The organism is Terrisporobacter petrolearius (assembly GCF_020748185.1).
Lineage (GTDB): Bacteria > Bacillota > Clostridia > Peptostreptococcales > Peptostreptococcaceae > Terrisporobacter > Terrisporobacter petrolearius.
In genome coordinates, this window is sequence record NZ_JAHZMO010000166.1 from 1 (window position 1) to 468 (window position 468).

Annotated in this window: 1 pseudogene; it reads left to right on the top strand. The window is 60.5% G+C overall.

From position 1 onward, the window contains the following. A pseudogene (locus K0040_RS22500) lies at window positions 1–468 on the top strand (autotransporter adhesin Ag43); the annotation flags it as partial.

Below are 468 nucleotides of genomic sequence, written 5' to 3' on the forward strand. Positions count from 1 at the left end.
CCCTGTATGCCTCCATGCTGACACAGGCAATGGACTATGACCGGATTCTGGCAGGCTCACGCAGCCATCAGACCGGTGTAAACGGTGAAAATAACAGCGTCCGTCTCAGCATTCAGGGCGGCCATCTCGGTCACGATAACAACGGCGGTATTGCCCGTGGGGCCACGCCGGAAAGCAGCGGCAGCTATGGCTTCGTCCGCCTGGAGGGTGACCCGCTGAGAACAGAGGTTGCCGGTATGTCTGTGACCGCAGGGATATATGGTGCTGCAGGCCATTCTTCCGTTGATGTTAAGGATGATGACGCCTCCCGGGCCGGCACGGTCCGGGATGAGGCCGGCAGCCTTGGCGGATACCTGAATCTGACACATACATCCTCCGGCCTGTGGGCTGACATTGTGGCCCTGGGAACCCGCCACAGCATGAAAGCGTCAACGGACAATAACGACTTCCGCGCCCGGGGGTGGGGCT